This window comes from Halobacterium sp. R2-5 (genome assembly GCF_011734195.1).
GTDB lineage: Archaea > Halobacteriota > Halobacteria > Halobacteriales > Halobacteriaceae > Halobacterium.
Map to the genome: position 1 here is coordinate 35,109 of NZ_JAANTH010000002.1, position 24,840 is coordinate 59,948.

Consider the following 24,840-nt stretch of genomic DNA (forward strand, 5'->3'; position numbering starts at 1 on the left):
GGCTACGGCCTATATGGTAGTTGCGAAGTTCCCGGGCGTAACGCAAGCTATTATGCCGCCTCGCCCGCAATTCCTGCCTGATGGGAGTCCTCGAAGACAAGGCGCGGGCCCGCACTTTCTACAAGTACCTCTCGAAGGTGTACGACCGCGTCAACCCGTTCGTGTGGAACGAGGAGATGCGCGACGAGGCCCTCGAAATGCTCGACGTCGACGCCGGCGACCGCGTCCTCGACGTGGGCTGTGGCACCGGCTTCGGGACGGAGGGACTGCTCCGGTACACCGACGACGTCTACGGGCTCGACCAGAGCCCCCACCAGCTCGCGAAGGCCCGCGAGAAGCTCGGCCGACACGACCCGGTGGCGTTCCACTACGGGGACGCCGAGCGGCTCCCGTTCAGGGACGACAGCTTCGACGCGGTCTGGTCGTCGGGCTCCATCGAGTACTGGCCGAACCCCGTGGAGGGCCTGCGGGAGATTCGGCGCGTCCTGAAGCCCGGCGAGTGGACCGTCGTCGTCGGCCCGGACTACCCGAACTCGACGGTGTTCCAGAAGGTCGCGGACGCCATCATGCTGTTCTACGACGAGGCCGAAGCCGACCGGATGTTCGCGGAGGCCGGCTTCGTGGACGTCGAGCACCGCGTGCTGCAGGCGAAGCCGGGGAGCCCGCGCGCTATCGTGACGCTCGCGAGAGCGCCCGAGGACGGCGAGCTCGCCGAGGACTGATCACGACGCCTTCTCGACGGCCGTCTCGGTGACGGCGACCACGTGGCGGTCGACGCGTACCTCCACGCGTAGCGTCTCGCCTGCGCGAATCGCGGGCTCGTTCGTCGCCGCGACGCGCAGCGACGCGGCCTCGCCGACCGTCCACGTCGGGTCCGCGGCGACGTTGAACGGGCCGGTCGGGCCGCCGTGGAATCCGCGCGCCGCGAAGAACGGCACGGGCGGCTGGCGAGCCAGTGGCTCACCGTCGACGGAGAGCCGCACGCTCGCCTGCCGAACGTCGATCGGTTCGCCGGACAGCAGCGTGATTGTGACGCGACCGTCGGCCGAGGCGTCGACGCCGACGGCACGCTGGGGCGGCGACTCGCCCGGGAGCGCGGGGAGGCCGGCGGCGACGGCTGCGGCTGCGACGACGGTGATCGCGAGCAGCAACACGACGGCGACGGGCGCGTAGCCGCGAGCCACGCCACGCGGTGGTCCCGTCCTCCTACAAGAACACTCGGACTACGGCGCCGGGCGCGCGGTCACGTTGACCTGTAGCGTCTCGAACCCGTAGACTGCCGAGACGGAGTACTCGCCCGCCGGGCTCACCAGCCAGAGACGGCCGTCGTCGCCGGTCTCCCCGACGTCCGTGCCGTTCAGCACGACGGTCGTGTCTATCGCGCCGCCGGTCTCGTTCTCCACGGTGACCAGCAGCGGCCCGCCCGTGTACGTCCGGGAGGCGGACAGCGTCGCGTTGTTCGCGGTGGTGTTCACCTCGGTGTCGCCGGGGAGCTGGGCGAGCGTCTGGCGGTGGCGCTCGACGTAGACGCGCTCGGTCGTCGAATCGATGTACGCCTCGAGCTGTCCGTGGCCGTAGTTCGCCGTGTAGTGGAAGGCGTACCCGCCCCGGGTCTCGATGCTCGGGGACGTCGAGTGGTTCGACACCCACGGGTACTGCGCCTGGATGACGGCCGGGGCGTCAGAGATGTCGCCGCCGAGCTCGCTGTCGACGTTGTCCGGCCGGTACACCTCCCGGAGGTACTGGTCGCCGTCGATGGTCGACAGCATCACGCCGTTCCCGGCGGTGACGTGGACGCGGACCTGGTCGCGCTCGCCGTGGATGGCCTCGGCGATGCGCTCCCGGACGGGGCCCTCGACGGTCGCGAGCTGCGCGCGGAGCCGGTAGATCCGCGTGCCGATGTCCGAGAAGCCGTTGTCGTAGGCGTACGCGTACAGCGTCCCGGGAGCGGACGTGCTGCCGAGCGCGCCGGACAGGCTCTCGGCCTCGGCGTGCAGTTCGCCGAGCACGAGCGCGTACTCGCTGGCGGTAATCTCGCCGGCGGCGAACGCTTCCTGCGCGCCGCGTGCTCGAGCGCGGAGCGTGTCGACGCGGTCGGCGGCTCTGTCGGTGGTGTTCTGGAGGATTTCGCGGCGCTGGCTGCGCTCCTCTGTGGCTTCGAGACGCTGTTCGACCTGCTTGACGTCGAGGTCGATGGCGAGGTCGGCGTACCCCGCCGAGAGGGTGTTTGTCACGGTCGCGTTCGGTTCTTCGAAGGAGGCTGCGCCGGCTTCCGTGAGGAGGAGGACCTGGGAGGACTGCTCGGAGGTGCCGACGACGGGTCCGTCGGCGGGTTCGGCGGGCGCGCCCACGTCGCCGACGGCGACTGCGGCCGTCGCGGCGGCGGACACGAGGAGGACGGCGACGAGGACGGGGCGGACGCGGGACATGGGAACGCGTTCGAAGCCACCCGACAAAAACGATGCGGAGACGACGAGCGCCCCGAAGGCCGCCGGCTTTGCGCCGTCGCGGCGACCGAGGCGTGTCAGGCGGCTGCGAAGACGGTCTCGCTGCCGTATCGCGGTCAACGCCCGCGAGTGGGGGGATTTCCCGGGATAGAAAGTACTTTGCACGAGCGGAGTTGACGAAACGGGTATGCGGCAGGCCGCCCTCCTCGTCGCCGTCGTCTGTCTCCTCGCGGTGCCCGTGGCCGGTGCGGTGGGCGCGCCGGGCGCGCAGTCGTCGGCAGCCCTCCAGGATGATTCGACGCCGGCAGCCCTCCAGGACGCCTCGGCGCCGGAACGGTCGGGCGTCGACGTCACCGTCCAGATACGGCCCGACGGCGACGCCCGCTGGACGGTCTCCTCGAAATACCCGCTCGGCGACGCCAACGACACCGCGGCGTTCGAGCGGCTCCGCACGGAGTTCGAGGCCGCCCAGACGGACAGCGAGTTCTCCGCGGACGTGTTCCGCGCGGTCGTTCCGCGGGTCAGCGACCGCGTCGGCCGCGAGATGGAGATCCGGAACGTCGACCGCTCCTCGCGGATCGTCGAGGCGGCGAACAACTCTACCGGCGTGCTCGCGATCCAGTTCACGTGGACGAACTTCTCGCGGGTCGAGAACGGGGACAACCCTCGGCTCGTCGTAGACTCCTTCTCTGGCGGCTGGTTCGGCGACCTCGCCGCCGACCAGACGCTGACGATTCGCACGCCCGAGGGCTACGACACCGACCAGGTCCAGCCCGGCCCGAACAGCATCACGAACGGCGCCTACCAGTGGTCCGGCCCGCAGTCGTTCGGCGCCGACCAGCCGCGCGTCGTGTTCACCGAAGCCGGCAGCCCGGTCGGCGTCTCGCTGCTCGTCGTCGCGGTCGTCGTCGTCGTCGCGCTGCTCGCCGGCGCCGCGTTCGTGTGGATGTACTATCGCGGCTCCTCGCCGTCGTGGTTGGAAAGCGGTGGCGAAGCGAGCGACGAGTCCACTGTGGACGCGACCGCCGACCCCGCCGCCGACGAGCAGCCTCGGGACCCCGCGACCGAAGCGGGCGCGGGAGCGGCGGCAGGCGGTGCGGCGGCCGACGCCGACGAGGAAGACGACGCGGTCGACCCCGAGCTGTTGAGCGACGAGGAGCGCGTCGAGCGGCTGCTGCGCGAGCACGGCGGCCGCATGAAGCAGTCGAAGATCGTCGAGGAGACGCGGTGGTCGACGGCGAAAGTCTCCCAGCTGCTGTCCTCGATGGCCGAGGAGGGCCGCGTCGAGAAGCTCCGCATCGGCCGCGAGAACCTCATCTCGCTGCCGGGCGAGGGCGTCGACGAGGAGTGACGCCGAGAAACTGTTCGTGCGCTCCTAGCGGTTCCGAAAACGTTTACCTCCGTCCAACGGGATGGGCGTACGATGAAAGTTCTCGTCACCGTCAAGGAGGTCGCGACCGTCGAGGACGACTTCGAGATTTCCGGCACGGAGATCGAGGAGACGTACCTCGACTACGACCTCAACGAGTGGGACGACTACGCCGTCGAGGAGGGCGTCCAGCTCGCGGAAGCGGGCGACGACGTCGAGGTCGTCGCGGTCACCATCGGCCCCGAGCGCAGCGAGGAGACCATCCGGATGGCGCTCGCGAAGGGCGCCGACCGCGCGGTCCGGGTCTGGGACGACGCCATCGACGACGTCGAACTGCTCGACGTCGAGACGAAGGCCGAGCTGCTCGCCGCGGTCGTCGAGGACGAGGACCCGGACGTCGTGCTCTCGGGCGTCCAGGCGAACGACGACAGCTTCGGCGCAACCGGCGTCGCGCTCGCGGAGACGCTCGGCTTCGAGTGGGCGGCCGTCGTGAACGCCCTCGACACCGAGAAAGTGCTCGACGAGGGCGTCGCGTCCGTGCGCCGCGAGCTAGAAGGCGGCGTCGAGGAGCTCACTGACGTCGAGCTCCCCGCGGTGCTCGCCATCCAGACCGGCATCAACGAGCCGCGGTACGCCAGCCTGCGGGGCATCCGGCAGGCGCAGTCGAAGGAGATCGACGTCCAGAGCCTCGACGACCTCGCGCTCGGCGCCGACGACGTCGCCAGCGACCTCGACGTCACGGCGATGTACGAGCCGGAGACGGAGAGCGACGCCCAGTACCTCGAAGGCGACGCCGGCGAGCAGGCGTCCGCGCTGGCTGAAGTGCTCCGCGAGAAGGGGGTGGTCGGCGAATGAGCGACGTACTCGTCGTCGCCGACCACCGCCGCGGGGACCTGCGCGACGTGAGCTTCGAGCTGCTGACCGCGGGCCGCGAGCTCGCGGACGCCGCGGACGGCGACCTCCACGCGGCCGTCGTGTCGGGGAACGTCGAGGAGTTCGCCGAGGAGCTGAACCGGGAGGGCGTCGACCAGGTCCACACGGTCGACTACGGTGAGGAGTTCAACCACGACGTCTACACGCAGGCGGTCGTCGCGCTCGCCGAGGAGCTCGACCCCGAGTTCGTCGTGACGCCGAACAGCGTCAACGGCCTCGACTACGCGCCCGCGGTCGCGACCCGGCTCGGCCGCCCGTACGTCTCGGACGCCACCGGCCTCGACTACGCCGACGGGACGCTCGAAGTCACCCGCGAGATGTACGGCTCGAAGGTCGAGACCACCGTCGACGTCGCCGAGGGCCCGTTCGTGGTGACCACCCGCGGCGGCGAGTGGCCGCCCGTCGAGGGCTCCGGCGACGCCGAAATCTCGGCGTTCGACGTGGACGTCGACGAGGACGCCGTCCGGTCGACCGTGAAGGGCTTCGAGGAGGTCGGCGGCGGTGACGTCGACATCGGCGAGGCCGACTTCCTCGTCTCCATCGGCCGGGGCATCGAGGAGGAGGAGAACCTCGCGCTCGTCGAGGAGCTCGTCGACGCCACCGGCGCGACGCTGTCCTCGTCCCGCCCCATCGTGGACAACGGCTGGCTGCCAAAGAACCGGCAGGTCGGCCAGTCCGGCAAGCAGGTCACGCCGGACGTCTACCTCGCGATCGGTATCTCCGGCGCCGTCCAGCACGTCGCCGGGATGAAGGGCGCGGACACCATCATCGCGGTCAACAACGACCCGAACGCGCCCATCTTCGACATCGCGGACTACGGCGTCGTCGGCGACCTCTTCGACGTCGTGCCCGCGCTCATCGAGGAGTTCGGCGGCGAACCGCCGAGCGTCTGAAGCGGACGTAGCGGCTCACCTCTCGTTTTTCAGCCCAGTTTCGAGCGTATCCAGCACTGCCGGCCACGCGTTCTCGCCGGCGCGGGCGGTGCCGCGTGCGGTGCCGCCGGCGCGGTCGGTCTCGTCGATGCCACGGAGGGGCGCGTACGGTGTGCCGACGAGGTGCCCACAGTCGTCGTAGGTGCGGTGCTCGAAGTCGTGGGAGAAGCCGCGTTCACGGAGCCGGTCGGCGACGGCCTCGGAGAGGCGTCGCGAGTTCCAGACGGTGTCGTCGCCGCCGGAGAGCAGGAGAACTGGGCCGTCGGCGTTTTCGACGGGCGGGACGACGTCCGCAATGGGGTGCTCGTCGAGGTCCTCGAATCGTGGCGCTTCCTCGGCGGTGAGGTGGGGGACGGGGTCGCCGTCGCGCGTCCACGCGGGTTCGCCGCTGGGCGTGTCCCAGGGGACGCTGCCGGCGTAGGAGACGACGGCGCCGACCCAGTCGCAGTGAGCGGCGAGCAGGAGCGCGAACTCGGCGCCGCGCGAGGCGCCGACGAGGCCGACGCGACCGTCTTCGACCTCGGATTGGGCGCGCAGCCAGTCGGCGGCGTCGCCGGCGTACGACAGCGGGATGCGTTCGAGTTCGTCCGGTAGCCCGTCGTATTTCTCGCCGAAGTACGTGAGCGCGAGCGCGGCGTACCCCTCGCTGGCGAGCCGTTTCGCGGTGCCGTCGCCGCGGCGGCCGCCGGAGCCGTGGAGCTCTATCACGCCAGGGTAGGGTCCGTCGCCCGGAGGGAGATAGAGCGTGCCGACGAGGCCGTCGCACTCGACGGGTCGGGCCTCGACGTCGTCGTGAAGGACACGGGTGATTGTACGGGCAGCTTCCGCGTCGTCGGTGGCTGCGCGGAGCGCGATGTCGACGCGCCGGAGGTCGCCGAACCGCGCGAACGGCGCGTCGGCGTCGCTGGTCATCGACCACAGCCAGCCCATCGGTTCGACGCCGTGGTAGCTCCCGGCGTCGGGCGCGTGCTCGGTGCAGTCGACGACGCCGTTCTCGTCGGCGGTGAACGTCGCCTGCGAGGAGAATTCGACGCCGTCGGCGTCTTCGAGCGCTGCCGTGAGCGTCACTTCCTCGCCCGCCTCTGCGCCCGTGATGCGGACGGTGACGGGTTCGTCGTTCGGGCTGACGTCGGGGGCGTCGATTGCGAGCGGTTGGCCGGTCGTGGACGCACTCGTCGCTGACTGTCTGTCTTCTGTCATGGTCTCGGGGCGCTCTCGGTTAGCTGGCGATACGACGGACCAGAGGGTGGGTGGTACTGTGACGGATGCTACGTGTATACGGCTATCCGCAAAAAGAGTTGTGGGAAAGTTTGAACTTACTCTTCACTTACAAATTCGTCGCGCGGGTAAATAGGCGTTTTCCGGATTCGCCTGACACTTCTGCGAGTCAGGCCGACGGGCACGAACGGCCGAGTTCTGTCGGACCCGGAGGGACGCGTGCGCGCCGCTGGCCGCGGAATCCCGTCATATATTTCCGCGCGAATCCCCGACTGTCGGGTAATGGAGTACGTGGAGGCGCGCCGCGCCGCCATCGAACAGCGGCTCGCGGAGACCGTCGCGGCCGTCGAGCCGTCGGAGCTCAGCGACGAACTCGAACACGTCGTGCTCGCGGGCGGCAAGCGCGTGCGACCGACGCTCACCGTGCTCGTCTGTGAGGCGGCGGGCGGCGACAGCGAGGACGCCATGGACTTCGCGGTCGGCGTCGAGCTCGTCCACAACGCCTCCCTCGTCGTCGACGACATCATCGACCAGTCCGCGCTCCGCCGCGGGAAGACCAGCGCGTGGGCGGAGTTCGACCACGGTCCCGCCCTCGTCGCGTCGAACGGTCTGCTCGGCGAGGCGTTCGCGCTGTTCTCCCGTGACCCCCGCGCGATGGAGTGCGTGACCGACGCGCTCGTCGAACTCGGCGAGGGCGAGGCCATCGAGCTCGTCGACCGGCCGGGGACCGAGGCGGAGTACATGGAGCTCGCGCGCCGGAAGACGGGTGCGCTGTTCCGCGCCGCGGCGGAGCTCGGCGCGGTCGCCGCGGACGCCGACGGCCGCTCGATAGAGGCGCTCGGGGAGTACGCCGAGCGCGTCGGCGTCGCGTTCCAGATCCGGGACGACGTCCTCGACGCCACCGCCGCCAGCGAGGACCTCGGGAAACCCGCGGGCATCGACGAGGAGATGGACCGCCCGAGCATCGTCCGCGTGACGGACCGCTCGCCCGCGGAGCTGAACGCGCTCGCCGAGCGCGAGAGCGAGCGCGCGATGGACGCCCTCGACAGCCTCGACCTGCCCGCCGGAGAAGCCTACGACTACCTGGAGTACCTCGCGGAGTTCGTCGTCTCCCGGGAGGCTTAGGCGGCGTCAGCGTCGCCGCGGCGCTTCGCCCGCCAGGACTCGACGACGGCGAACGTCAGCGTCGACAGCACGCTCACCAGCGTCCCCGCCGTCAGCACCGCGGCGAGCTCGGTGAGCGTGACGTACCCGAGGAAGAACGCCGACAGCATGTGGAGCACGGCGGCGATGGAGAGCACGTAGAACGGCGCGTTCAGGTACCGCCAGCGGAACCGGTCGGCGAGGTACTCGTCCGTGACCTGGCCGAGACTCGTCGTGAGCCCCGCCGCGGCGAACCACCGGACGGCGCCGTACGTGAGCGCCGCGACGATGGTCGAGGGCGCCAGCGACCCGGCCGTGTTCTCGCGGACGGCGGCGAGTTCGTTCATCCCCTCGACGCCGCCGATGACGAGCAGTGCGGCCGCGACGACGTACGTGATGAGCGTGACTCTGCCGGTGTACAGCCCCGAGCGCACGCGGTCGACGGCCTCGTCGACGACGGTTTCGAGGCCGAGCCCGCGGAACAGCGCGTACAGACCCACTGCCGCCGACGAGACGCCGAGGACGGCGCCGGGCAGCCCGAGGAAGTCCGCGAGCACCGCGAGCGGGTAGATGAGCAACAGGATGCCCAGCGGCACCAGAATCGTCCCCCGGGTCTCGGGGTCGTTCATCACCTGCTTGAGCGTGTAGTACATCGACTCCAGGTCCTGGGCCTGCCGCACGACCACGCGCTTGACGGCGTCGATGGGCACCCGCGAGCGGATGACCGGGACGACGGACTCGTCTTGGGCGCCGTCCGTGACGACGACCGCCCGCACGGGGTCGTCGGTCTGGATGCTCGCCAGCACCTCGTCGACCTCCCGGCCGACCTTCCGGTTGGCGGCGACGTCCCCGCGTTCGAGGCCCGTGACGGCCGCGACGACGACTTCCTCGTCGGGGCTGTACTGGTCGTAGAGGTGGACGCCCTCGAAGAGGACGTTCACGTCGCTGTCCTCCGGGTCGGCCTCCGCCAGCGACACCGCGGCGTGCTCGACCTCGTTGCGACCGACCACCGGCGTCGGCACGCCGGTCTTGCGCCCGAGGTCGTCGTCGAGGTCCACGCACAGCACGAGCAGCATTCGGCGGGAGATACGTGAGGCCGGTATAACTGCTTTCGGGACCCTGCGGGCAGGCGGACGTTCGTCCACCCCGATTCGCACGGTTTTTGAGTCCTCGGGGAGTAGACGTGTTCCAACGAATGATCTCGAAGGGCTGCGAGCAGTGCGCGAAGGGCGGCAAGATGGTGCTCTTCGTCTACGGGTACTGCGACCAGCGCGACTGCTTCTACTGCCCGCTGGGCGAGAACCGGAAGAACGTCCAGCAGGTGTACGCCAACGAGCGGCCGGTCGAGAGCGACGAGGACGTGATCCGGGAGGCGAAGCTGATGGACGCGCTCGGCACCTCGATTACGGGCGGCGAGCCCCAGGAGGTGCTGGACCGGACGTGCCGGTACCTCCGCCTGCTCAAGGACGAGTTCGGGGAGGACCACCACACGCACCTCTACACGGGCATCACGGGCGGCCGCGAGAACATGCGCCGCCTCAGCGAGGCCGGCCTCGACGAGATTCGCTTCCACCCGCCGGTCGAGCAGTGGGGCGACCTCCACGGCACCGAGTGGGAGGACATCCTCTACATCGCCCGCGAAGAGGGCCTGACGCCCGCCTTCGAGATTCCCGGCATCCGCGCCGAGCAGGAGTTCCTCGACTTCCTCGACGAGGGCGCAGCCGACTTCTGCAACGTCAACGAGTTCGAGATGAGCGACGGCAACTACGAGCGCATGCAGGACGAGGGCTTCGAGCTCCAGGAGGACCACATGAGCGCGGTCGACGGCTCGAAGGACGCCATCCTCGAGGAGATGGCCGACCACGAGAAGGTGTACTTCTGCACGAGCGTCTTCAAGGACGCTGCGCAGCACCGCTCGCGGCTCAAGCGCATGGCGCGGAACGTCCGCCGGGAGTTCGACGACGTCACCGAGGACGGCACGCTCGTCTACGGGAAGACGACCGTCAGCCCCGAGCGCATCCGCGAACTCGGCGTCCCCGAGGAGTTCTACACGGTGAAGTCCAACCACGTCGAGGTCGCGTGGTGGCTCCTCGAGGAGATGGTCGAGGAGGGCGACATCGACAGCGGCGAGATCGTCGAGCAGTACCCGACGTACGACGGCCAAGTGGTCGAGCGGACGCCGCTGGCGTAGCTCCGGATATTCTCGTCTGACTGCAACAGTAGTCGAAAAGTGGCAGCAGCCGCCGGCCCGCGTTTCAGGTCGAGAGCGGGCTCCGGTGCCAGCCGGGGTCGTGGCCCGTGCGCTCGATGAGGTCCGAGCGGCAGGCAGGGCAGTAGTCGGGGGTCTCCGAGGCCGTCCGGGGAACGTACACCGCGCCGCCACACTCCACGCACGCGTCGTCTACGACGGTCGCACAGTCCGCACAGACGTTGAAGTCGTCGACCGTGAGGTCGCGCAGGGGTTCGAGTTGTTTGTCCAGCGTGTACTCGTCGATGACCGCCTGACAGTTTTGGCACGGTTTCATAGCGATGCGCTTTGACCCATGTGACCACGCCACAAGTACCTGTCCCTGGCGGCGAAACGGGATTTGCGATGGGTACCTTGCTGTTGAGACAAAACACAACAAGCATCCGCGAGCCGAGTGGCTCGAAGTTCTCGTGAGCGAAGCGAACGAGAGCCCGCGAGACCGAAGGTCTCGCTAAGAGCCCGAGGCGAGCGGTTCACTCGCGGCGAAGCCGCGAGGCCGACGAGCGACTAACGCGAGCGTAGCGAGCGGCAGGAGCGAGGAGTGCTTTTTCCGCAAGTTTTTGCCCGAGCGAGACCGGAGGTCTCGCTGGCCGTGCGAACGGGCGCTTCGCTCCCGTGAGCAGACGAGGGGCGCGCGGAGCGTGCCCCACGCAGAGTAAAAAGTGGTTACTATACGCCAGTTCCGTAGCGCAGCAGCCCCGCGATGCCGCCGAAGGCGGTGAGGAGCTGTTCGCCTTTCTCGAAGTCGGTGGAGATGAAGTGGGTGTCGGTGCCGCGCTGTTCGGCGATCTCCATGAGGTGGTCGATCGCGTCGTCGCGTTCGGCGGCTTCGGCGTCCTCGCCGCACTCCGAGCACGTGTGTTCGGGGGTGTCGGCGCGCTGGGCGACGAGTTCGCGTTCCTCGTGGTCGTTCGGGCACTCGTAGGTGACGACGTCCTTGCGGAGGTCCTCGGAGATGAGCAGCGTCTCGACGGAGCCCATGACGAGGTTCTTGCGCGTGGGCTCGAACCCGTAGGTGGCGAGGTCGCCGCCGTTGAGCTCGGCGAAGAACTCCTCCATGTCGGACTTGTCGTCCATCAGGTCGGCTTCCGCGAGCGTGTCCTGGGCGCGGTTGACGAGCTCCTTCAGGCCGGACTCGTCGGTGTAGGAGACGTCGAACTTCCCGAGGACGGAGTCCTGGAGCTCGTGGTGGAGGTAGTCGCCGTCGAGGAACTCGTCCTTGGTGGGGGAGGGACCGCCGACGAGGATGCCGTCGAGCTCGTGGCGGCGCGGGACGAAGAGGTCGTCGGCCATCCCGGCGACCTCCTGGTAGAAGTTGTCGATTGCTTCGAGGCGGAGGCGGGCGAACCGCTGTGCGGACTGACCGCCCTTGCGCTGTTTGCCGGGGACGAGGCTGGACGCTGACTTGACGGCCTCGATGCGTTTCCCTTTCAGCCAGCCGACGTTGGCCTCGCGGCGGTCGAGGACGATGAGCCCGTAGAGGCCCTTGTCGCCGAGCATCTCCTCTAAGGGCTCGGTGAGGAACGCGTCGTCGCAGTGGTAGCGGAACGACTGGATTTCCTGGGGCGGGGACTCCAGAACTTCGGTCACCATGTCGGTGCGGCCGCCGCCGGTATCGACGGCCCCGGAGAAGACGACGAGGCCGTTGTCCGGCGGGAACGTGTCGTAGTACCGCAGCCGGTCCTTGATGGATTTGAGGGCGTCCTGGACGTTCGTCCGGGTCTGCTTGGACTTGATGTTGGAGGCTTCGGAGTGCTCCTGGGTGACGTGGGCGACGACGTCCGAAATCTGCTTGTCCGGGGGGATGTAGATGGTCACCAGCTGGGTGCCGCTCCCGGTGTACTCCTTGAGGTCCTCGATGACCTTCTGGAACTCGTACTTTCGGCGGTCCTCGGACGGTGCGCCCTCCTGCTCGCTCATTACTCCGAGATAGCCGGCGTGCGCGTAAGTAAGCTTTGACCCGCGAGGTTCCCGCTCGGTTCGCGGTCCACAGTCCCGCCCAACGCTTTAAGTGCCGCTCTGCGTACGCGACAAACAATGACTGGACGCGTGTTCGCCGTCGCCTCCGGAAAGGGCGGCGTCGGCAAGACGACGACGGCCGTGAATCTGGCGGCGGCCATGGCGGAGGCCGACCGGTCGGTGGTGCTCGTGGACTACGACCTCGGCATGGCGAACGTCGGGGCCGTCCTCGACATTGAGCCGGGGGCGGCCACGCTCCACGACGTGCTCGCGGGCGAGGCGGACGCGCTGGACGCCGTCGTCGAGGCGCCCGGGGAGTTCGACGTGATGGTCGGCGGCACGAACATCGAGGACTTCGGTCGCGCGGACCCGTCCGGGCTCCGGGAAGTCGCGGCGGACCTCCGCGAGGAGTACGACGTCACCATCGTGGACACGGGCGGCGGGCTCAGCCACGACACGACCGTGCCGCTGGGGCTCGCGGACGACGTGCTGCTCGTGTCCACGCCGCAGGGCGCCGCGCTGGAGAACACCGCGAAGTCCCTGGAGCTCGCCGACCGCGTCGGCGGCGACGTGACGGGACTGGTGTTGACGCGAGTGGGCGGCGGCGACGCGGACGTGGAGGCCGCCGTCGAGGCGGTCGACGCGCCGCTGCTCGGCACGATTCCCGAGGACGGCGCGGTCCCGGACAGCGAGGCGGCGGGCGAGCCGCTGCTCGTCTACGCCCCGGAGAACCCGGCGGCGCAGTCGTACCGCGAGCTCGGCTACGAGCTCCTCGGGGAGTCGCCGCCGGTGTCGTTCCGGGACGGCGACGAGGACGGCGAGGTGTCGCCGGGCGCGGCGTTCGCGGAGGTCGCCGACGACGTGCCCGAGGAGGAGTCGCTTCTATCGCGGCTGACGGGCGGGCGCCTCGGTTGAACGGCAACAATTAAGCGAATACGGCCGCCGAGTGTCGGGTATGGCAAACGAGAACTCCGTCTCGACCGGCTGGCTGCTCCTCTACGTCGTGGTGGCACTGGGCATCGTCTACGGGTCGCTGGCGTTCGTCGGCGCGCTGTAACTGTTCTACATCGACTCCGGCGCTTCGATGCCGAGGACGTCCAGCGCGTTCGCCAGCGTTGTGCGCGCCGCATCGACGAGCGCGAGGCGCGCGGCCGCGACGTCGTCGTCGACGTCCTCGCGGAGCACTGGACACGACCGGTAGAACGCGTTGAACGTGTCCACGAACTCGCGGGCGTACGTCGCGACCTGGTGGGGTTCGCGGTCCATCGCGGCTTCCTCGACGACGCCGGGGAACCGCGCAACTGCTTTGAGGAGGTCGCGTTCCTCCTGTTCGTCCAGCAGGCCGGCGTCGAGCGCGGGTTCGAGGTCGCCGGCTTCCGCGCTGATGCCGCAGGCGCGAGCGTGCGCGTACTGGATGTACGGCGCGCTCTGTCCCTCGAAGTCGAGGGCGTCCTCCCAGTCGAACGTGATGGCTTTCGTCGGCTGCTTGGAGACGATGTCGTAGCGGACCGCGCCGATGCCGACCTGCCGGGCGATGCGCTCGACGTCGTCCTCGGTGAGGTCGTCGTCGCGGATGCGGTCGTCCATGCGCGAGCGGACGGCCTCCTCGGCGCGCGCGACAGCCTCGTCGAGCAGGTCGTCCATGTCCACGCCCGTCCCCTGCCGCGTGCTCATCGACTCGCCGCCCGGGAGGTTCACCCACGCGTAGAACACTTCCTCGAGCTGGTCGGTGTCGTTGCCGAGGATGTCCAGCGCGGCGTTGAGCTTGTTCGCGTGGAGCTCCTGGTCCTCGCCGAGTACGGTGACGGCGTAGTCGAATTCCTCGAACTTCCACTCGTGGTGCGCGAGGTCCCGGGTCGTGTACAGCGTGGTGTCGTCCGAGCGCAGGAAGACGAACGACTGCTCGATGCCCCAGTCCGCTAAGTCGAGCTGCCACGCGCCGTCGTCCTCGAAGGCGTACTCCGACTCGCGGAGCTCGTCGACGACGCCGTGCGTGGAGCCGTCCCGGAGGAACTGCGTCTCCTTGACGAACTCGTCGAACTCCGCGGGCAGCCGGCCGAGGGTCTCGGTCATCCCGCCCAGCACCGTGTCGACGACTTCCTCGCAGCGCGCCAGGGTCTCCTCGTCGCCCTCGTCGAGGCTCTCGATGATGGACGCGATTTCGGCCTCGGCCTCCTCGACGTCCTCCGGGTCGCCCTCCTCTAAGAACTCGTTGCCCTTGCGGTAGTAGCGTACGAGGTCGTAGTCGTCTTTCTCGCGCTCGGGCTCGGAGAGGTCGCTCTCGTCGAACGTCTCGTACGCCCACGTGAACACGGCGATCTGGCGGCCGGCGTCGTTGACGTAGTACTCGCTGGTGACGTCGTGGCCGGCGTAGTCGAGGACGCGGGCGAGCGCGTCGCCGAGAATCGGGTTGCGCGCGCGGCCGACGTGGACGGGCCCGGTGGGGTTCGCGCTCGTGTGCTCGACGACGACGGACTCGCCCGTGTCGGGGAGCCGGCCCCAGTCCTCGGACTGGGCGTCCGCGAGCGCGCCCTCGAAGTACGCCTCGCTGGGCGCGAAGTTCACGTACGGACCCTGCGTGGAGACGCCGGCGACGTACTCGGCGTCCGCGAGGTCGACGGCGTCCGCGATTTCGGCGGCGACCTCGGGCGGCGGCGCCTGCGCCTCGCCCGCGAGTCGGAACGCCGCGCTGGACGCGAGCACGGCGGGCACGTCCGCGGGCGGTTCCTCGATGCCGAGGTCCTCGGTCGGGTAGCCGAGGTCGTCGAGCGCGGCTTCGAGGGCCGCCTCGACTTCCCGGCGGAAAGCGATGAACATGCTCGCTCGTTTACCGCGACGGCTAAAGGGATTTCCGAAGCCGACCGGCCGCAGCGACCCGCGCGTGCGGCCGTAGCGCCACGTTTTTCCACGCGCTCGGCCAACACTGGCGTATGCCGAAGCAGGTGGACGACCCGGACTACCACCACGACAACCACACCGCCGCCCAGACCTGTGGCTGGACGGCGAACGCGCTCCGCGGCGAGGGCACCTGCTACAAGCACGCGTTCTACGGGATTCGCTCGCACCGCTGCATCCAGATGACGCCCGTGGTGCGCTGCAACGAGCGCTGCGTGTTCTGCTGGCGCGACCACGCCGGCCACACGTACGAACTCGACGGCGTCGACTGGGACGACCCGGAGGCGGTGGTGGACGCCTCCATCGAACTCCAGAAGGACCTGCTGTCGGGGTTCGGCGGGAACGACGACGTTCCACGTGAACGCTTCGAGGAGGCGATGGAGCCCCGGCACGTCGCCATCTCGCTCGACGGCGAACCCACGCTCTACCCGTACCTCCCGGAGCTGCTGGAGGAGTTCCACGACCGCGGGCTGACGACGTTCCTCGTGTCGAACGGCACGCGGCCCGAGGTGCTCGCGGAGTGCGACCCGACGCAGCTGTACGTCTCCGTGGACGCGCCGGAGCGCGCGACGTTCGACGACGTGGTCGGCGCCACGGAGGACGACGCGTGGGAGAAGCTCGTGGACACGATGGACGTCCTCCACGACAAGGCGGAGACGCGGACGGTGCTGCGGACGACGCTCGTCGGCGGCGAGAACATGGCGAACCCGGACTGGTACGCGGGCTTCTACGACCGAGCGGACCCGGACTTCGTGGAGCTGAAGGCGTACATGCACGTCGGCGACAGCCGGGACCGCCTCGACCGGGAGGCGATGCCGAGCCACGAGGACGTCCTCGACTTCGCGCGAGCGGTGCGGGAACACATGCCCGAGCACACCGTGCTGCGCGACCAGGAGGTCTCGCGAGTGGCGCTGCTCGCCCGTGACACGGACACGTGGGTGCCGAAACTCGAAGCCGATTCGGAGTTCTGGGCGGGCTCGGCCGCGGACTGACACTCAATTTCGAGACGCGTTCCACTTCCGGTATTCTTATGCAGGGCGCACCAGTACGTCCAGTCATGTCCCAATCCACGGGCACGGGCGAGGTCGGCTTCGACGAGCTCGCCGTGCTGAAGCTGCTCGCGCTCGACGGCGCGCGCCGCGGCGAGGTCAAGGTCTCCTGTGGGGACCTCGCGGACCGCCTCGACGCCTCCAACCAGACCGCCTCGCGGCGCCTCCAGGCGCTGGAGGACGCCGGGCTGGTCGAACGCGACCTCGTCAACGACGGCCAGTGGGTCGCCATCACCGACGACGGCGAGCGCACGCTCGAACGCGAGTACGAGGACTACCGCCGCATCTTCGAGGACGCCGGCGAGCTCGACCTCGTCGGCACCGTCACCAGCGGCATGGGCGAGGGTCGCCACTACATCAGCCTCCCCGGTTACATGCGCCAGTTCGAGGAGAAGCTCGGCTACGAGCCGTACCTCGGCACGCTCAACGTCGACCTCAGCCAGGAGAGCCAGCGCGCCCGCTCGGCGCTCGACGCGATGAGCGGCGTCCGCATCGAGGGCTGGGAGGACGAGGAGCGCACCTACGGCCCGGCGACGTGCTACCACGCCACCGTCGAGAACGCGGACGGCGGCTCGTTCTCCCCGGTCCACGTCATCGTGCCCGACCGCACGCACCACGACGAGAGCCAGGTCGAGGTCATCGCCCCGGAGAAGCTCCGCGAGGAACTCGGCCTCCTGGACGACGACGAGGTGACTGTCCGTGTCGAAGAGCAGTAACGCTGCCCGCGTCGAGCAGGCCGTCGCGGCGTTCCGCGCCGGCGACCCCGTGCTCGTCCACGACGCCGCCGACCGCGAGGGCGAGGTCGACCTCGTCTACCCCGCGGCCGCGGTGACGCCCGAGGACGTCGCGCGCCTCCGTAACGACGCCGGCGGGCTCGTCTGCGTCGCGGTCGACGACGCCGCCGCGAACGCGTTCGACCTCCCGTTCCTCGGCGACGTCATCGACCACCCGGCCGCCGACCACGGCCACCTCGGGTACGACGACCGTTCGTCGTTCTCGCTGCCCGTGAACCACCGCGAGACGTACACCGGCATCACGGACGACGACCGCGCGCGCACCATCACGGAGCTCGCGGCCGCGGCCGCCCACCCCGACGAAGCGGACTTCGCCGCGGAGTTCCGGGCGCCCGGCCACGTCCACGTGCTGCGCGCGGCGCCCTCCCTGAGCGACAGAAAAGGGCACACGGAGCTCGCGATCGCGCTCGCGAAGGAGGCCGGCGTCGCGCCCGCCGCGGTCGTCTGCGAGATGCTCGACGGCGACACCGGCGGCGCGCTCTCGGTCGCGGACGCGGAGGCGTACGCCGACCGCGAGGGCCTCGTCTACGTCGAGGGCAGCGAGCTGCTGGCGGCGTTCGGCGAGTAGCCCCGGACTAACGATTCCCGTCTGATCACCGAGATAGCTGGAGGCGCGTAGTCCGTATCGGCTGGCGGGCAAACGGCCGTAGATTTATCACGGCCTGTTCTGTACCTCCCGCACATGTCAGAGTACGGTGCGCTCGCGTTAGTGCCGCCGCTGCTGGCCATCGTCCTCGCGATGACGACGCGTCAGGTGCTGGTGTCGCTGTTCGCCGGCGTCTGGTCGGGCGCGCTCATCGTCGAATCGTGGAACCCGATCGCCGCGACCGCGCTCACGATGGACTGGTTCGTCGAGGTCGTGCGGTCGCCGTTCGACACGAAGTTCATCATCCTCATCCTGTTCATGGGCGCGGGCGCCGCGTTCATCTACCGCTCGGGCGGCATCCTCGCGCTCGAACGCTGGATCGGCGACCGCGTCAGCACCGCCCGCGAGTCCCAGGTTCTGACGTGGCTCGTCGGCGTGTTCATCTTCTTCGACTCGTACACGAGCACCGTCGTCACCGGCAACGCCACCCGCGAGCTCTCCCAGGAGAACCGCTCCTCGCGGGAGATGCACGCCTACGTCCTCGACTCCACGACGTCGCCCGTGACGACGTTCGGCCCGGTGTCGAACTGGATCGGCTTCCAGGTGTCGATGATCATCGCGGGCTTCGAGGCCACCGAGGTCACCGCCGAGCAGCTAGACCTCACGGCGTTCGGGCTGTTCCTCCAGTCCATCCCGTGGAACATCTACTGTTTCATGGCGTTCTTCATGGTCGGGTTCGTCGCCCTCACGCAGCGGTTCTACGGCCCGATGCTGGACGCCGAGTGGCGCGCCCGCGCCACCGGCGCGACGATTCGGGAGGACGCGACGCCGCTGTCCGACGTCTCCAGTGACGTCGGCGAGCCCAGCGAGAAGAACCCCTCGCTGGTGAACTTCTTCGCGCCCATCCTCGTGTTGCTGGTGGTCGGTCTCGTCTCGATGTGGTACCTCGGCGGCGGCCACCAGCCGGGCGTCGACGTCGCCACCGCGTTCCAGGAGACCGACGTCGCGATGGGGCTGCTCCACGGCGCGTTCGCGTTCATGCTCACCGGCTTCGTCGGGTCGCTGGCGTACGGCACGATGGACCTCGAGGAGGCCAGCGACACCGTCATCAACGGCTTCAAGACGATGAACATCGCGCTCGCCATCATCGTGCTGGCGTGGGCCATCGGCCTCGCCGCCGAGGAGGTCGGCACCGCGCAGTTCATCGTCGACACGATGGTCGGCAGCGGCGTCCCCGGGAGCTTCCTCCCGCTCATCATCTTCGTCGCGGCGATGCTCGTCGCGTTCACCACGGGGACGTCGTGGGGGACGATGGCGATTCTGACGCCGCTGGCGATTCCGCTCGGCTACCAGCTCGTCGGGCCGTCCGTGCTCCCGGTGCTGGTCGGCGTGCTGTTCGGCGGCGCCATCTGGGGCGACCACTCCTCGCCCATCAGCGACACCACGGTGATGTCCTCGATCTTCGCGGGCTCGGACCACATCGACCACGTGAACACCCAGATTCCGTTCGCCGCGACCGCCGCGGGCGCAACCGTCGTCGTGCTGGTGCTGTACGGGCTCGGCCTGCAGTCCGCGTACGTCGCGCTCCCGCTGGCCGCCGTGCTCACGCTCGGTGCGGTCGTCGCGCTGAACAAGCTCGACGCCCGCCGGAAGGGCCTGCCCGAGGTGATGCCGTCCGCCGAGGAACTCGACGCCGACGACGTCGCCGCGGTCGAGCGCGGCGAGCCGCCCGCAGCGAACGGGAGCCACGACTACTTCTCGCTCGTGCCCGTCGTGGCCGTCGTCGTCGTGGCGGCGTACCTGCTGCTCGTGTTCGCGTTCGCGACGTTAGGCGCGTAGAAGAGCGGCCGCGGCGTCAGTCGTCCGCGGGCGCCACGCCTTCGGCCGGCTCGGGCTGCTGCGTGTAGCCGTGGCCGGTCAGCGCCATCGCGAACAGCACGAGCGGCGAGAGGATGCCGAAGAAGTAGAACGGCACCCACCACCACGAGATGGCGCCCTCGGCGCTGTAGAGCGCGCCCGTCATGAAGACGGCGCCGGCGTGCCACGGGAAGAACGGGCCCGTCGGGGTGCCGGCGGCCTCGACTGCTCGCGAGAGGTCACGCTCGTCCAGGCCGTACTCCTCGTAGAGGTTCCGGAGGCTGAGCCCGGGGACGACGATGCTCATGTACTGCTGGGCGGAGAAGGCGTTCGTCACGATGGCGGCGAGACCGGTGCCGGCGACCAGCGACCCTGGCGACCAGACGGCCTGCGTGAGGTGATGGGCGAGCGTTGGGAGGATGCCCGTGCGTTCGAGCAGCCCGCCGAGCGTGAGCGCCGCGACGACCACGGCGATGGTCCACGCCGACCCCGAGATGCCACCGTGCGCGAGGAGGTCGTTGACAGTACTGCTACCTGTGGCGGGACTGGTTCCGTACAGGAAGGTGTTCCACGCGGCGGTGAAGCCGACGCCCTGAACGAGGATGGCAGTGAACGCGCCCGCGAAGACGCCGGCGAGCAGCGACGGGAGCGCGGGGTATCCGCGAATCGCGAGGGCGAACGTCACCACGAGCGGCAGGAAGACCAGCGGCCCGAGCGCGTACGAGTCGGCGAGCGGGCCGGTGAAGGCCGCAATGTTCGTGTCGCCGGTCTCCACGATGAAGACACCGAGGGCAGCGTACGCGAGTACTGAGAGGCCGAAGGCGATTCCGGTGCCGACGCGCATGCCCTTGATGTGGTCGTAGAGGTCGGCGTCGGTGACGGCGGCTGCGAGGTTCGTGGTGTCCGACAGCGGGCTCTGCTTGTCGCCGGCGTACGCGCCGGAGACGATGGCGCCCGCGGTCATCGCCAACGGGACGCCCAGTCCTTCGCCGATGCCGACGAACGCGATGCCGAGCGCCCCGACCGTGGTCCACGAGGAGCCGATGGCGAACGCGACGATGCCCGCGAAGATGGCCGTGACTGGCAGGAAGATGACGGGAGTGAGCGTGCCGAGCCCGTAGTACATCAGGCCGGGGATGGTGCCGGCGCTGATCCACGTAGAGATCAGCCCGTAGATGACGAACAGGATGAGAATCGCCTGCAGTCCCATCTGGAGGCCGGAGGCGGCGGCGTCGTAGACGCCGTCCCAGTCGTAGCCGAGCCGGTAGCGCGCGAACAGTCCCGTGAAGGCGATACTCCAGACGAGGGGCGCGTGTGGCGCGAGGCCGAGGTAGCCCGAACCGACGCCGAGCGAGACGACGACGGCCGCGATGGGCACGAGCGCCTCGACGAGGCTGGGGCGGCGGGCCTCGTCGATGTCCTCGTACGCAAGCGGTGCGTGATCGCTCATCGGCTGTTTGTAATTCACTACAGTAATTAAGCTTCTCGGTTGAATTATTGTGGGACATTCACACGGTTTTTCGGACTGGCGGCAATCCTCGCCGACAGCCGGCACTCGTGGTTTTATGAGCGGGCCCGTCCATCCCACGGGTATGAGCGCCTTCGACGACATGGACGTGGACACCATCTGGATGAACGGCGAGTTCGTGGACTGGGACGACGCCCAGATTCACGTGCTCACGCACGCCCTGCACTACGGCAGCGGCGTCTTCGAGGGGGTCCGCGCGTACGACACCGAGGAGGGCCCCGCGCTGTTCCGGTGGGACGAACACTTAGACCGCCTGTTCGCGTCCGCGAAGCCCTACGACCTCGACATCGACTTCACCCGCGAGGAGCTCACCGAGGCCACCGTCGAACTGCTCGACCGCCAGGACCTCGCGTCCTGTTACGTCCGCCCCATCGCGTACTTCGGCTACGACTCGCTGGGCGTCTCCCCGAAGGACTGCCCGACCGAGGTCGCCGTCGCCGCGTGGCCGTGGGGGACGTACCTCGGCGAGGACGCCCTCGAGAACGGCGTCGAAGTGATGATCTCCTCGTGGCGCAAGCACGCCTCCAGCCAGATCCCGACGAACGCCAAGACCACCGGCCTCTACGTCAACTCCATGCTCGCCGGCGAGGAAGCCCGGCGCAACGGCTACACGGAAGCCATCGTCCTCAACAAGGAGGGCAACGTCGCCGAGGGCCCCGGGGAGAACCTCTTCCTCGTGCGCGACGGCGAGATCTACACGCCCGGGCTCTCCGAGAGCATCCTCGACGGCATCACCCGCGACACCGTCATCACGCTCGCCGAGGAGCGCGGCTACACCGTCCACGACAACGCCTCCATCTCCCGCGGCGAACTCAACACCGCCGACGAGCTGTTCTTCACCGGCTCCGCCGCCGAAGTCACGCCCATCCGACAGGTCGACAACGTCGAGATCGGCTCCGGCACCCGTGGCCCGGTCACCGAGGAGCTACAGAAGGCGTTCTTCGACGTCGTCGAGACCGGCGACCGCGAGGAGTGGTTCCACTACGTCTAACTACTCGTCGTCCTCGGTGAACGGCTCCGGAACGTCGCGCTCGTTCTCCCCGAACCCCGCACTCAACACCCGCGTCAGGGCGTCCTCCGTGGACTCGTCGGCGTCCTGGATGTCCTCGGGTTCGAGCTCCATCACGAACCCCGAGGTGATGTTCGGCGCGGTCGGCATGAACACCACCTCGCGGCCGTCGTCGGTCGTCTTCCCGGTCTTGAACGCGGTCAGCCGCATCCCGTCCCACGGCTCGACTTTCACGGGCTTCTGGAACTCGTCGGCGCCCCCGGACAGCACGGTCTCGACGGCCATCTTCGAGGCGTTGTAGACGATGCGCAGCCCCGGCAGCCGGTTGACGAGGCCGTCGAGGACCTCCTCCGCGAACGTCCCGATGGCGGTCCGCATCAGGTAGCCGACGGAGAACACCAGCAGCACGAACACCACGAGCGTCAGCCCGACCGCGACCACCGGGTCGTCGACGTTCGTCGCGAGCAGCGAGAACCGCGCGATGAGCGAGAACAGCCAGTAGAGGACGTACAGCGTGACCAGAATCGGCGCGAGCACGACCAGCCCGCTCGCGAAGTCCCGCTTCCACGAGGTCATACCCGAGACCACTGAGCGGCGACGTATAGGGATTTCGAGGTCTGAGCGTTACCGGCCCAGCACCGCCCGCAGCGCGAACAGCATGTTCTCCTTGCGCTCCATCGCGCGCCGGTAGAAGTACGAGAACCACTTGTCACCGTACGGCACGTACTGGTAGACCGTGACGCCGTCCGCCGCGAGGTCGACCTGCGCGTCGTCCCGGACGCCCATCAGCATCTGGACCTCGTAGTCCGTGCCGTACTCGTCGTGGAGGTCGCGGGCGTGCGCTATCATCCCCGGGTCGTGGCTGCCCACGCCGATGCCGCCCTCGAACTCCCGGAACATGTACTCGAGGTAGTCGCGGTACGCCTCGTTGACGCGTTCCTTGCGCTTGTACGCGATGGACTTCGGCTCGTCGTACGCGCCCTTCACCAGCCGCACCTTCCCCGGGAGGCCCGCGAGCCGTTCGAGGTCGCCCTTCGTGCGCTTGAGGTTCGCCTGGATGCAGACGCCGACGCCGCCCCCGTACTCCGTCGTGAGGTCCTCGTAGGCGTCGAGGGTGGCGTCCGTCGTCTCGTGGTTTTCCATGTCAACCCACGTGAACACGCCGTGCTCGTCGGCCACCTCCACGATGCCCGCGAGGTTCTCCGCGAACACGTCGTCGCCGACGTCCAGCCCGATCTGAGAGGGCTTCACGGAGATGCAGGCGTCGACGCCGCTGCTGTCGATGTCCCGCACGAGGTCCTCGTAGGCCGCGGCGTCCTCGTCCGCGGGCGGGCGCTCCTCGTAGTGCTCGCCCAACAGGTTCAGGATGGCCTCGACGCCGCGGTCGTTCAGTGCCCCGGCGTGCTCGACGGCCTCCGCCGGCGTCTCCCCCGCGACGAACTTGCTCGCGATGGGCGGTATCATATCTACACTTGCGGCGGCGCGTCCCTTAAACGACGTGCCTCCCTTGGTCGGGGCCGCCCCCGAGAGCGCCGCACTCCGGGAACCCACGGGTTTTTGCCCGGGCCGCGTCCACCCCAACGCATGGGTCTCGCAGCGACGGTCGCGACCGCCGTGTGGGTGATGCTGCCCGCGTACGTCCCGAACAACGCCGCGGTGCTCGCCGGTGGCGGCCGCCCGATCGACGGCGGTCGCACCTGGGGCGGCAAGCGCGTGCTCGGCGACGGCAAGACGTGGCGCGGCACCGCTATCGGCACGCTCGTCGGCGCCGCGCTCGCCGCCGTCCTGAACGCAGTCCAGCCCGCTGCCGGCGACGCTGTTGGCGTCGCGCTCCCCTCGTTCCCGCCCGCCGCGATGCTCGCGCTCCCCGCCGGCGCCATGCTCGGCGACATCCTCGCCTCCTTCCTCAAACGCCGCACCGGCCGCGAACGCGGCGCCGCATTCCCCCTCCTCGACCAGCTCGACTTCGTCGTCGTCGCGCTCGCGCTCGCGGCTATCGCCGCTCCCGCCTGGTTCGGGGACACGTTCACACTCGGCGTCCTCGTCGCGATTCTCGTGCTCACGCCGCTGCTCCACGTCCTCACCAACGGCGCGGCGTACCTGCTCGGCCTGAAGAACGAGCCGTGGTAGTACCTTTTGCGCTGCGCTCGCGGCGCTATGCGCCGCTCGCTCGGCAAAAGCTACGCTAAAAGCACTCCTCGCTCCAGCGCGCCTTCGGCGCTTAGTCGCTCGTCGGCCTGCGCTCGCTCCGCTCGCGCAGTGAACCGCTCGCCTCGGGCTCTTAGCGAGACCTTCGGCCTCGCGGGCTCTCGTTCGCTTCGCTCACGAGAACTTCGAGCCGCTCGGCTCGCGGATGCTCGTCGCTGTCGGTTGGTCAATCGTCGTCGAGCGGTTTCGCGTACTCGCAGTTCTCGACGTGGAGGCGTTCGTCGTAGTCGTCGGCGACGTGCTCGAAGCCGCGGGCCTCGTAGAATCCGCGGGCGTCGTCGTTGTCCGCCATCACGACCAGCCGGAGGCGGTCGTAGTCGCGCTCGCGCGCTATGTCCTCGATTTCGACGAGCAGGCGGCTGCCGACGCCCTCGCCCTGCTGCTCGGGGTGGACGTAGATAGAGCCGAGCGTGTACGCGCCGTCGCCGTCGACGCCGCTGGCGTACCCGACGACGTCGCCGTCCTCGCACGCGACGACGGTCTCGCTGTCGCCGTCGCGGTACCGCTCGCGGAGTTCGTCGACCGCGTAGTAGTCGGCGAGGAACGCCTCGACGGCGTCCGGGCCGACGATTTCGTCGTGGGCGTCGTGCCACGCGGCGTCGGCGACTGCCCGCACGTTCGGCGCGTCCTCGGGCGTCGCCTCGCGGACGTGCATACCGTTCCGT

24 protein-coding genes are annotated in these 24,840 nt (G+C 69.0%); 13 read left to right on the forward strand and 11 right to left on the reverse strand.

The features are described 5' to 3' along the window. Window positions 1–80: 80 nt before the first annotated feature. On the forward strand, window positions 81–722 hold the full coding sequence (locus G9C83_RS08670) for a methyltransferase domain-containing protein (protein ID WP_167245750.1): 642 nt from the start codon (window positions 81–83) through the stop codon (window positions 720–722). Here G9C83_RS08670 and G9C83_RS08675 read toward each other — a convergent pair whose 3' ends face one another. Both G9C83_RS08675 and G9C83_RS08680 read right to left on the reverse strand, forming a co-directional pair. Then, window positions 723–1,184 carry a type IV pilin gene (locus G9C83_RS08675; RefSeq protein WP_347877792.1) on the reverse strand — a complete coding sequence of 154 codons (462 nt, stop codon included), beginning with the start codon at window positions 1,182–1,184 and terminating at the stop codon, window positions 723–725. It abuts the gene before it with no gap. A gap of 39 nt (window positions 1,185–1,223) precedes the next feature. Further along, entirely contained in the window at window positions 1,224–2,429 is a 1,206-nt protein-coding gene (locus G9C83_RS08680; protein ID WP_167245751.1) for a hypothetical protein, read from the reverse strand. Window positions 2,430–2,634: 205 nt separating this feature from the next. Between G9C83_RS08680 and G9C83_RS08685 the strand changes: the two genes are divergently transcribed. From G9C83_RS08685 to G9C83_RS08695, 3 genes are all read left to right on the forward strand, one after another. Continuing rightward, complete coding sequence (locus tag G9C83_RS08685; RefSeq protein ID WP_167245752.1) at window positions 2,635–3,798, forward strand: hypothetical protein; 1,164 nt, start codon at window positions 2,635–2,637, stop codon at window positions 3,796–3,798. A gap of 72 nt (window positions 3,799–3,870) precedes the next feature. Beyond that, entirely contained in the window at window positions 3,871–4,671 is an 801-nt protein-coding gene (locus G9C83_RS08690; protein WP_167245753.1) for an electron transfer flavoprotein subunit beta/FixA family protein, read from the forward strand. After that, entirely contained in the window at window positions 4,668–5,642 is a 975-nt protein-coding gene (locus G9C83_RS08695) for an electron transfer flavoprotein subunit alpha/FixB family protein (RefSeq protein WP_167245754.1), read from the forward strand. The genes G9C83_RS08690 and G9C83_RS08695 overlap by 4 nt, the downstream gene beginning before the upstream one ends. A gap of 15 nt (window positions 5,643–5,657) precedes the next feature. On the opposite strand, the gene G9C83_RS08700 is transcribed toward G9C83_RS08695, so the two are convergent. Beyond that, on the reverse strand, window positions 5,658–6,881 hold the full coding sequence (locus G9C83_RS08700) for an acyl-CoA thioesterase/bile acid-CoA:amino acid N-acyltransferase family protein (protein ID WP_167245755.1): 1,224 nt from the start codon (window positions 6,879–6,881) through the stop codon (window positions 5,658–5,660). A gap of 300 nt (window positions 6,882–7,181) precedes the next feature. Here G9C83_RS08700 and G9C83_RS08705 point away from each other — a divergent pair, with 300 nt between their 5' ends. Then, a complete protein-coding gene (locus tag G9C83_RS08705; RefSeq protein WP_167245756.1) occupies window positions 7,182–8,024 on the forward strand; it encodes a polyprenyl synthetase family protein in 843 nt (280 codons plus the stop codon). Here the strand turns inward: G9C83_RS08705 and G9C83_RS08710 are convergent. Beyond that, a complete protein-coding gene (locus G9C83_RS08710) occupies window positions 8,021–9,118 on the reverse strand; it encodes a DUF373 family protein (RefSeq protein ID WP_167245757.1) in 1,098 nt (365 codons plus the stop codon). The two genes, G9C83_RS08705 and G9C83_RS08710, sit on opposite strands and share 4 nt — an antisense overlap. Window positions 9,119–9,237: 119 nt before the next feature. Between G9C83_RS08710 and G9C83_RS08715 the strand changes: the two genes are divergently transcribed. Continuing rightward, complete coding sequence (locus tag G9C83_RS08715; RefSeq protein WP_167247176.1) at window positions 9,238–10,233, forward strand: radical SAM protein; 996 nt, start codon at window positions 9,238–9,240, stop codon at window positions 10,231–10,233. 64 nt (window positions 10,234–10,297) lie between these two features. Here the strand turns inward: G9C83_RS08715 and G9C83_RS08720 are convergent, their stop codons facing one another. Both G9C83_RS08720 and prf1 read right to left on the reverse strand, forming a co-directional pair. After that, a complete protein-coding gene (locus tag G9C83_RS08720; protein WP_167245758.1) occupies window positions 10,298–10,567 on the reverse strand; it encodes a hypothetical protein in 270 nt (89 codons plus the stop codon). A 392-nt stretch (window positions 10,568–10,959) separates the two neighbouring features. After that, window positions 10,960–12,210, reverse strand: a complete 1,251-nt coding sequence (gene prf1 / locus G9C83_RS08725; protein ID WP_167245759.1) for a peptide chain release factor aRF-1 — start codon at window positions 12,208–12,210, stop codon at window positions 10,960–10,962. 117 nt (window positions 12,211–12,327) lie between these two features. On the opposite strand from prf1, the gene G9C83_RS08730 reads away from it, so the two are divergent. Beyond that, window positions 12,328–13,164, forward strand: coding sequence for a MinD/ParA family protein (locus tag G9C83_RS08730; protein ID WP_167245760.1), 837 nt, complete (start codon window positions 12,328–12,330; stop codon window positions 13,162–13,164). Between the two features lie 147 nt (window positions 13,165–13,311). On the opposite strand, the gene argS is transcribed toward G9C83_RS08730, so the two are convergent. Further along, window positions 13,312–15,066, reverse strand: a complete 1,755-nt coding sequence (gene argS / locus G9C83_RS08735; RefSeq protein ID WP_167245761.1) for an arginine--tRNA ligase — start codon at window positions 15,064–15,066, stop codon at window positions 13,312–13,314. A 113-nt stretch (window positions 15,067–15,179) separates the two neighbouring features. On the opposite strand from argS, the gene twy1 reads away from it, so the two are divergent. The 4 genes from twy1 (at window position 15,180) to G9C83_RS08755 (ending at window position 19,412) form a co-directional block, all read left to right on the forward strand. Beyond that, the gene (gene twy1 / locus G9C83_RS08740; RefSeq protein WP_167245762.1) at window positions 15,180–16,136 is read left to right on the forward strand and encodes a 4-demethylwyosine synthase TYW1; all 957 of its coding nucleotides are present in this window, start codon (window positions 15,180–15,182) and stop codon (window positions 16,134–16,136) included. 65 nt (window positions 16,137–16,201) lie between these two features. After that, window positions 16,202–16,909, forward strand: a complete 708-nt coding sequence (locus G9C83_RS08745; RefSeq protein WP_167245763.1) for a DUF120 domain-containing protein — start codon at window positions 16,202–16,204, stop codon at window positions 16,907–16,909. After that, window positions 16,893–17,555 (forward strand): 3,4-dihydroxy-2-butanone-4-phosphate synthase, encoded by a 663-nt coding sequence (ribB, locus tag G9C83_RS08750; protein WP_167245764.1) that lies wholly within the window; start codon window positions 16,893–16,895, stop codon window positions 17,553–17,555. The genes G9C83_RS08745 and ribB overlap by 17 nt, the downstream gene beginning before the upstream one ends. A gap of 171 nt (window positions 17,556–17,726) precedes the next feature. Then, complete coding sequence (locus G9C83_RS08755) at window positions 17,727–19,412, forward strand: Na+/H+ antiporter NhaC family protein (protein ID WP_347877807.1); 1,686 nt, start codon at window positions 17,727–17,729, stop codon at window positions 19,410–19,412. A gap of 16 nt (window positions 19,413–19,428) precedes the next feature. Here G9C83_RS08755 and G9C83_RS08760 read toward each other — a convergent pair whose 3' ends face one another. Next, window positions 19,429–20,880: a Na+/H+ antiporter NhaC family protein gene (locus G9C83_RS08760; RefSeq protein WP_167245766.1), complete on the reverse strand. Its 1,452-nt coding sequence runs from the start codon at window positions 20,878–20,880 to the stop codon at window positions 19,429–19,431. Between the two features lie 142 nt (window positions 20,881–21,022). On the opposite strand from G9C83_RS08760, the gene G9C83_RS08765 reads away from it, so the two are divergent. After that, window positions 21,023–21,949, forward strand: coding sequence for a branched-chain amino acid transaminase (locus G9C83_RS08765; RefSeq protein WP_167245767.1), 927 nt, complete (start codon window positions 21,023–21,025; stop codon window positions 21,947–21,949). Here the strand turns inward: G9C83_RS08765 and G9C83_RS08770 are convergent, their stop codons facing one another. Both G9C83_RS08770 and G9C83_RS08775 read right to left on the reverse strand, forming a co-directional pair. Beyond that, window positions 21,950–22,543 (reverse strand): DUF502 domain-containing protein, encoded by a 594-nt coding sequence (locus tag G9C83_RS08770; protein ID WP_167245768.1) that lies wholly within the window; start codon window positions 22,541–22,543, stop codon window positions 21,950–21,952. Window positions 22,544–22,591: 48 nt separating this feature from the next. Continuing rightward, window positions 22,592–23,431 carry a proline dehydrogenase family protein gene (locus G9C83_RS08775; protein WP_167245769.1) on the reverse strand — a complete coding sequence of 280 codons (840 nt, stop codon included), beginning with the start codon at window positions 23,429–23,431 and terminating at the stop codon, window positions 22,592–22,594. Between the two features lie 120 nt (window positions 23,432–23,551). Between G9C83_RS08775 and G9C83_RS08780 the strand changes: the two genes are divergently transcribed. Beyond that, on the forward strand, window positions 23,552–24,097 hold the full coding sequence (locus tag G9C83_RS08780; RefSeq protein WP_167245770.1) for a CDP-2,3-bis-(O-geranylgeranyl)-sn-glycerol synthase: 546 nt from the start codon (window positions 23,552–23,554) through the stop codon (window positions 24,095–24,097). Between the two features lie 244 nt (window positions 24,098–24,341). On the opposite strand, the gene G9C83_RS08785 is transcribed toward G9C83_RS08780, so the two are convergent. Further along, entirely contained in the window at window positions 24,342–24,830 is a 489-nt protein-coding gene (locus G9C83_RS08785; RefSeq protein ID WP_167245771.1) for a GNAT family N-acetyltransferase, read from the reverse strand. Between the last annotated feature and the right edge of the window lie 10 nt (window positions 24,831–24,840).